This window comes from Methylobacterium sp. Leaf118 (assembly GCF_920984675.1).
Taxonomy (GTDB): Bacteria; Pseudomonadota; Alphaproteobacteria; order Rhizobiales; family Beijerinckiaceae; genus Methylobacterium.
Genome location: NZ_CAKLBV010000062.1, coordinates 20,143 through 27,026 on the forward strand (window position 1 = coordinate 20,143; position 6,884 = coordinate 27,026).

General features: G+C 70.7%; 8 protein-coding genes. 5 read left to right on the top strand and 3 right to left on the bottom strand.

The window, feature by feature from the left end; all coding sequences use genetic code 11:
• The first annotated feature begins 53 nt into the window (after positions 1-53).
• From hemB to LW587_RS19770, 5 genes are all read left to right on the top strand, one after another.
• Positions 54-1,109, top strand: a complete 1,056-nt coding sequence (hemB, locus tag LW587_RS19750; RefSeq protein ID WP_232631302.1) for a porphobilinogen synthase — start codon at positions 54-56, stop codon at positions 1,107-1,109.
• 14 nt (positions 1,110-1,123) lie between these two features.
• On the top strand, positions 1,124-1,543 hold the full coding sequence (locus LW587_RS19755) for a hypothetical protein (protein ID WP_232631303.1): 420 nt from the start codon (positions 1,124-1,126) through the stop codon (positions 1,541-1,543).
• A 95-nt stretch (positions 1,544-1,638) separates the two neighbouring features.
• The gene (locus tag LW587_RS19760; RefSeq protein WP_232631304.1) at positions 1,639-2,133 is read left to right on the top strand and encodes an RDD family protein; all 495 of its coding nucleotides are present in this window, start codon (positions 1,639-1,641) and stop codon (positions 2,131-2,133) included.
• 137 nt (positions 2,134-2,270) lie between these two features.
• Positions 2,271-3,017 (top strand): arginyltransferase, encoded by a 747-nt coding sequence (locus LW587_RS19765; protein WP_232631305.1) that lies wholly within the window; start codon positions 2,271-2,273, stop codon positions 3,015-3,017.
• A gap of 149 nt (positions 3,018-3,166) precedes the next feature.
• Entirely contained in the window at positions 3,167-4,522 is a 1,356-nt protein-coding gene (locus LW587_RS19770; RefSeq protein ID WP_232631306.1) for a diguanylate cyclase domain-containing protein, read from the top strand.
• A 9-nt stretch (positions 4,523-4,531) separates the two neighbouring features.
• Here LW587_RS19770 and LW587_RS19775 read toward each other — a convergent pair whose 3' ends face one another.
• From LW587_RS19775 to LW587_RS19785, 3 genes are all read right to left on the bottom strand, one after another.
• Positions 4,532-5,092, bottom strand: coding sequence for a sugar O-acetyltransferase (locus LW587_RS19775; protein WP_232631307.1), 561 nt, complete (start codon positions 5,090-5,092; stop codon positions 4,532-4,534).
• A gap of 26 nt (positions 5,093-5,118) precedes the next feature.
• On the bottom strand, positions 5,119-6,027 hold the full coding sequence (ypfJ, locus tag LW587_RS19780) for a KPN_02809 family neutral zinc metallopeptidase (protein WP_232631308.1): 909 nt from the start codon (positions 6,025-6,027) through the stop codon (positions 5,119-5,121).
• A gap of 155 nt (positions 6,028-6,182) precedes the next feature.
• Positions 6,183-6,884: uracil-DNA glycosylase (locus tag LW587_RS19785; RefSeq protein ID WP_232631309.1), on the bottom strand; the 702-nt coding region annotated here is incomplete at its 5' end.

Here is a 6,884-nt window from a genome sequence, read left to right on the forward strand (position 1 = left end):
ATGGGAAGACGGATGCGCTAAGAGCGCTCCGGAACGACCGGAGTGCCAGGACCATGCCAGACGCCACCCCGCGCCCGCTCGCCGTCGAGACCGCGCGGGAGGCCGCCCCCGGCGCCGGCTCGCTGAGCCTGACCCAGCGCCCGCGCCGCAACCGCAAGGCGGAGTGGTCGCGCCGCCTCGTGCGCGAGCATACGCTCACCGTCGACGACCTGATCTGGCCGCTCTTCGTCATCGAGGGCACGGGCCGGCGCGAGCCCATCGCCTCCATGCCCGGCGTCGAGCGCCTCAGCGTCGACGAGGCCGTGCGCGCGGCGGAAACCGCGGCCCGGCTCGGCATCCCGGCGATCTCGTTCTTCCCCTATACCGAGCCGTCCCTGCGCGATCCCAACGGCACCGAGGCGCTCAACCGGGAGAACCTCGTCTGCCGGGCGGTGCGGGCGGTGAAGAAGGCCGTGCCCGAGATCGGCGTCATGACCGACGTCGCCCTCGATCCCTATACCAGCCACGGTCATGACGGGCTGATCGCGAACGGGGCCATCCTCAACGATGAAACGGTGGCGGTCCTGGTCGAGCAGAGCCTGATCCAGGCCGAGGCCGGCACCGACATCATCGCCCCCTCCGACATGATGGACGGGCGCGTCGGCGCGATCCGCACCGGCCTCGACCGAGCCGGGTTCCGCGACGTGCAGATCATGGCCTACGCCGCCAAGTACGCCAGTGCCTTCTACGGACCGTTCCGCGACGCCATCGGCACCAAGGCCGCCCTGGTGGGCGACAAGCGCACCTACCAGATGGACCCCGGCAACGCGGCCGAAGCCCTGCGCGAGGTCGCCCTCGACCTCGACGAGGGAGCCGATTCGGTGATGGTGAAGCCCGGCCTGCCTTATCTCGACATCATCACCCGGGTGAAGACCGAGTTCGGCGTGCCGACCTTCGCCTACCAGGTGTCGGGCGAATACGCGATGATCGAGGCCGCCGCCCGCAACGGCTGGCTCGACGGCGACCGGGCCATGACCGAGAGCCTGCTCGCCTTCAAGCGGGCGGGGGCCGACGGCGTGCTGACCTACTTCGCCCCCCGGATCGCCGAGCGGCTGCGCGCGGGCGTCTGACGGCGGAACCGGTCTTGGCGCGGGGTGCCCGGCGCGCGGCTCTGGCCGGCCTCCTCCTCTGGATCGGCCTCGGGTTCGGCTGCGAGCCCGGCCCCGAAGCCGGGCGCCAGACCCTCTGCCGCCGGGCCGTGCCGGCCCTGCGGCCCTCGCCCCTGCCGGCCGGCACCGTGATCCGGCTCCTGCGGGTGGGGCCCGGATCCGGCCGCGGCAGCGTCCGGGTCGATTACCAATTGGCCGAGGCCGACGGCACCCTGCTCAGGGGCGAGGCCGGCCGGGTCCGCTTCCTCGTCTGCGGCTTCGATGCCGGGACCGACCTGACCGGCCTCGCCACCGAGCGCGGTCCCGTGAACGGCGCCTCCCTCTACCTGCTCAAGCGCTACTACCTCGACACGCCGGAGGCCGAAGCGGCCGATCCCGGGCGGTCCGGGCGCTGAGCCCGGCCGCGCGCCCCTCGGCTCGCCCCTTGGCAGCCGAGGCGGCCCTCCCCACCTCTTTCGAGTAGACGCCTCGCGGATCACGGAAGGGCATCATGACCAATTACGAGCCCGGCTACCGTCCGGGCTATACCGACATTCCCGGGGCACCGGCCTTTGGCGGCGTACCGGTCCCCTATGTCCGGGCGAGCCTGGGCGGGCGCTCCGTCGCCTACCTGCTGGACCTCGCCTTCATCTTCGTGTTCACGGCGATTCTCGCGACCGTGATCGCGGTCCTCGGCGTCGTCACCTTCGGCCTCGGCTGGGCGCTGTTCCCGATCCTCGGCGTCAGCGCGATCCTCTACAGCGCGATCACGGTAGGCGGCGACAAGCAGAGCACGCTGGGCATGCGGATGCTGGGCTTGCGCGTCGTGGCGCCGGAGAGCGGGCGCCGGGTCGACATGCTGACCGCGGCGGTCCACGCCCTGCTGTTCTACGTCGCGATCTCGACCTTCCTGCTGTGGTGCCTCGACATCGTGTTCGGCCTCGTGCGGCCCGACCGGCGTCTCGGCCACGACCTGCTCCTCGGCCTCGCCGTGGTGCGCGTGTGACACGGTGCCCGGCCGGCGGCGGATAAGGCGCCGCCGCGCCCACCAAGTCCATTGAGCGGCGCCGCGATCCGGCTACATTGGGTCCGGCGGTGCGGGCGCCTTTCGTGCCGCCGCGCCCGAGGCGAGCCTTACCCAGCGTGACGAGCCATCCGCGCGACACTCCGCAATTCTACCTCACGGCGCCCTCCCCCTGCCCCTATCTGCCGGGCCAGGAGGAACGGAAGGTGTTCACGCACCTGGTCGGGCGGCGCGCCCGCGATCTCAACGAGATCCTGACCCAGGGCGGCTTCCGCCGGTCGCAGACCATCGCCTACCGGCCGGCCTGCGAGACCTGCCGGGCCTGCGTCTCGGTGCGGGTGGTGGTGGAGGACGTCCGCATCACCGGCAGCCAGCGCCGGGTGATGCAGCGCAATGCCGGGCTGATCGGCACGCCCGAGCCCAATCGCCCGGCCTCCGAGCAATACGCCCTGTTCCGCCGCTATCTCGACGCCCGCCACGGCGATGGGGGCATGGTCGACATGACCGTGCTCGACTACGCCATGATGATCGAGGACAGCCACGTCGACACCCATCTCGTGGTCTATCGCGAGCGCGGCCCCGACAGCGCGATCCACGGCCGCGGCGTCGGCGCGCCGGTCGCGGTCTGCCTCACCGACGTGCTCGCCGACGGCCTGTCCATGGTCTACTCGTTCTACGACCCCGCGGCGGCCGACCGGTCGCTGGGCACCTACATGATCCTCGACCATATCCGCCGCGCCCGGGCGCTCGGCCTGCCGTATCTCTATCTCGGCTACTGGGTCGATGGCTCCCGCAAGATGGACTACAAAGCCAAGTTCAAGCCGCAGGAGCGGCTGATGCCGCAGGGATGGGTGCGGGTGGAGTAGCGCGCCGTTCCGTGCGGACGGTCGCGGGTGGGGCCCGCTCGTCCCCCTTCGATCGGGAGGATCCGGATGGCCGGGGACGCATCGAAGGCCATTAACCATCGCTCGGCTACACGGCGGCGATGGACGATGCGGGGCCGGCAGCCGCGAGCATGACGACACGGAATGCGGGCCACGCCGCCGTCGATGACAGTGAAGCGATCGTCAGGTCGGACCTGCGCTTCCCGGAACTGTGCCGGATCGCGCGCCTCCTGTTGGACGTTCCGGCCGCATCCCTCCGACTCTCGGGCGAGGCCGGCAGCTGGACCGATCTCGATCCCGCCGCCGATCCCGATTTCCGGCGCGCGGTGACGGCGCAGGAGGGGTGGCCCCCGTCGGGATCCTCCCTCGTGTGGTGCGGCGACACCCGTGAAGACCGGGCCTTCGCGGCGTGGTCCGCGACGCACGGGCCGGGCATCCGCTTCCTCGCCCGCATCCCGTTCGGCCCCGACGACATGGGCTGCCTGACCGTTCTCGGCCCGAGCCCCCGTGCGGAGACGGCCGAAGGCGTGGAACGTCTGACGGCCCTCGCCGCCCTCGCCGACCAGGCGCTCCGTCTCTCGCATGCCGCACGCAGGGCGGTCGAACGGGAAGCCGCGTTCCGCCTGCTCGCGGAGATGTCCACCGACACCATCATTCGCGGAAACCTCGAGGGGGTCCGCCTCTACGTCTCACCGTCCATCCGGAACCTGCTCGGATACGAGCCGGAAGAACTCGTCGGGCAGAAGGCGATCGCCATCGCCCATCCCGACGACGCCCCGGCCTTCAAGCGCTTCATGGAGGGCGTGCGGGAGGCCCGGATCGACGTCGCCGTCATCGAACTACGGCTCCAGCACAAGAACGGAGCCTGGATCTGGATGGAAGCGTCCCTGCGCCTGACCCACGATCCCGTGACGGGTGTGGCCAACGGCTACGTCGTGTCGGTGCGCGATGTCGGCAAGCGCAAGGCGTTGGAGGCGCGGTTGGAGCACCTCGCCTCGTTCGACACGCTGACGGGACTGCCCAACCGGATGCAGTTCGGCCAGAGCCTGATCATGGCCATCGAGCGCGCCCGTCTCGGCCGTGTGAGCGTCGCGCTCTTCTACATGGACCTCGACCGCTTCAAGGCGATCAACGACACGCTGGGGCACGAGGCCGGCGATTTCGTTCTGCAGACCTGTGCGGCCCGACTCCGCACGGTCCTGCGCGGCGCGGATGTCGTCGCCCGCCTCGGCGGCGACGAGTTCACCGCCCTTCTCGCGCGCGATCGATCGGAGCTGAGCCCCATCGCCGAACGCCTCGTCGCGGCCATCGGCGAGCCGATCGCCTACAAGGCGACGACGCTCTCGGTCGGATTGAGCATCGGCATCGCTTGCACGCCCCAGGACGCCGACCGGCCGGATGCGCTCCTGTCCGCGGCCGACCAAGCCCTCTATCGGGCAAAAGCCGCGGGACGGAACACTTTCCGCTTCTTCGGCAAGGCCGATTGAAGGCCGGGGTCACATCCGCTTCACGATCTTGGCCGGGTTGCCCACCACCAACGCGCCCGCCGGCACGTCCCGCGTCACCACGGCGCCGGCGCCGATCACGGCCCCGTCCCCCACGGTGATGCCGGGCAGCAGGATCGCTCCGCCGCCGATCCACACGTCGTCGCCGAGGGTGACGGGGCGCGCGCTCTCCCAGAAGGCCGCGCGCTGGGCCCGGTCGAGGGGATGCTCGGCGGTGTAGATCTGCACCATCGGGGCGATCTGGGCCCGATGGCCGATGGTGATGCGCGCGCAGTCGAGGAAGACGCAGTTGAAGTTGCAGAAAAAGTCGTCGCCGACGCTGATGTTGCCGCCGTAGTCGCAGGCGAAGCCGGGGCAGACCGTCGGGTTGCGCCCGGCCGCACCGAAGAGTTCGCGCACGACCGCCTCGCGCCCCGCCGCGTCCTCGGGCTCCATGGCGTTGAGCCGGAGGAGCCGCTTCTTGGCGGCGTTGCGGGAGGCCACGAGTTCCGGATCGTCGCCGCGATAGAGCTTGCCGGCGAGCATCCGCTCGCGCGCGGTCTCATCCGTCATGAACGCTCCGAGAAATCGAGACGGGGTCAGCCGCGGCTGGCGCGGAACGTGTCGCAGGACTTGGTCTGGCCGCTCTTGTAGCCCGTCATGAACCAGCGCATCCGCTGCTCCGACGATCCGTGGGTGAAGCTGTCCGGCACGGCGTAGCCCTGGCTCTGCTCCTGCAGCTTGTCGTCGCCGATGGCGCTGGCGGCCTTCAACGCCTCCTGGATGTCGCTCGGGTCGAGGGAGTTCCAGCGGTCGTTGGAGTTCTTGGCCCAGACGCCGGCGAGGCAATCGGCCATCAGCTCGACGCGGACCGAAAGCTGGTTGGCCTCGCGCTTGTCGCCCGCGGCCTGCTGGCGGCTCTGGACCTTGCCGAGGATGCCGAGCACATCCTGGATGTGGTGGCCGATTTCATGGGCGATGACGTAGGCATAGGCGAACTCGCCCTTCACGCCGAACTTCGTCCGCATCTCCTGGAAGAAGCTGGTGTCGAGATAGACCGTCTTGTCGATCGGGCAGTAGAACGGCCCCATCGCGGCCTGGGCGTTGCCGCAGCCCGAGCGGGTGCCACCTTGGTAGAGCACCATCTTGGCGGGGGTGTATTGCCGGCCGGTCTGGTTGGGCAGGATCTCCTTCCAGACGTCTTCGGTGTTGCCGAGGATCTTGGCGGCGAACTGGCCGGTCTGGTCGGTCGGGGCCTGACGCCGCTTCGCCTGCGTCTCAGGATCGACCCGCTCCTCGCGCTGGCGGCCGCCCCCGGTGATCTGCTCGGCACCGCCCATCAGGATCGCCGGGTTGATGCCGGTGACCCAGGAAATCAGCAGCACGATGACGATCGCGCCGATGCCCAGGCCCCCGGCGCCGCCGCCGGGAAAGCCGCCGCCGCCTCCCCCGCCCTCGCCGCGCCGGTCCTCGACATTGTCCGAGGCGCGAAAGTCGTCCCAGCGCATGGCGCTCCCCTGGCTTTCCCCGCTCGCGGACGGGGCTGTCGACCCGATGCCGTCGCATCGGCCCCGTTCCGGGCGCCGGACGCCCCGACTCGGGCCGATGCGGTAGAATGGCGGCGCGAACCATACGGTTCCGCTTCTCGCGGCTCTACGCGAGGCTAGCGGCCCGCGTCGAGGGCGTTCTTGAGCATCCGGAAGTCGCGCCAGGCCAGCCGCTTCTGCACCGGCTGGCGCAGGAGGTAGGCCGGATGGAGCGTGGCGAGCGCCCGGATCTCGCGCCCGTCGCGCAAGGGGTAGGGGTAGAACCGCCCGCGGGCCTTGAGGATGCCGTCCTTGGTGCCCGTCAGCGTCTGGGTGGCGGGCGCGCCCAGGCAGACGAGCAGCTCGGGCGCGGCGAGTTCGATCTGGCGCTCGATGAAGGGCCGGCAGATCGAGACCTCCTGCGGGGTCGGGTTGCGGTTGCCCGGCGGGCGCCACGGAACGATGTTCGTGATGTAGGCCGAGCTGCGGTCGAGCCCGATCGCCGCCATCATCCGGTCCAGCAACTGGCCGGAGCGGCCCATGAAGGGCTTGCCGATGCGGTCCTCGTCGGCCCCCGGCGCCTCGCCCACGAACATCACCCGCGCCTGCGGATTGCCGTCGGCGAAGACGAGGTTCTTGGCCGTGAAGCGCAGGCCGCAGCCCTCGAAGCCGCGCAGGAGCGCCTCCAGATCCTCCAGGGTCTGCATCTGCGCGGCCCGCGCCCGGGCATCGTCCGCCGCCTCGCCGGGCTTGGCCGAGGCCGCGCCGCCATAGGTGCGCGGCGCCTCGCGGGCCGGCGCCGCGCCGCGGGCCGGCAATTCCCGGCGCTGATCGAACGG

What these genes read in the sequence shown, in the direction of transcription:
- LW587_RS19770 (WP_232631306.1), top strand. Translation starts at nt 3,167, where the DNA reads ATGACGACACGGAATGCGGGCCACGCCGCCGTCGATGACAGTGAAGCG.
- hemB (WP_232631302.1), top strand. Translation starts at nt 54, where the DNA reads ATGCCAGACGCCACCCCGCGCCCGCTCGCCGTCGAGACCGCGCGGGAG.
- LW587_RS19760 (WP_232631304.1), top strand. Translation starts at nt 1,639, where the DNA reads ATGACCAATTACGAGCCCGGCTACCGTCCGGGCTATACCGACATTCCC.
- LW587_RS19775 (WP_232631307.1), bottom strand. Translation starts at nt 5,092, where the DNA reads ATGACGGATGAGACCGCGCGCGAGCGGATGCTCGCCGGCAAGCTCTAT.
- ypfJ (WP_232631308.1), bottom strand. Translation starts at nt 6,027, where the DNA reads ATGCGCTGGGACGACTTTCGCGCCTCGGACAATGTCGAGGACCGGCGC.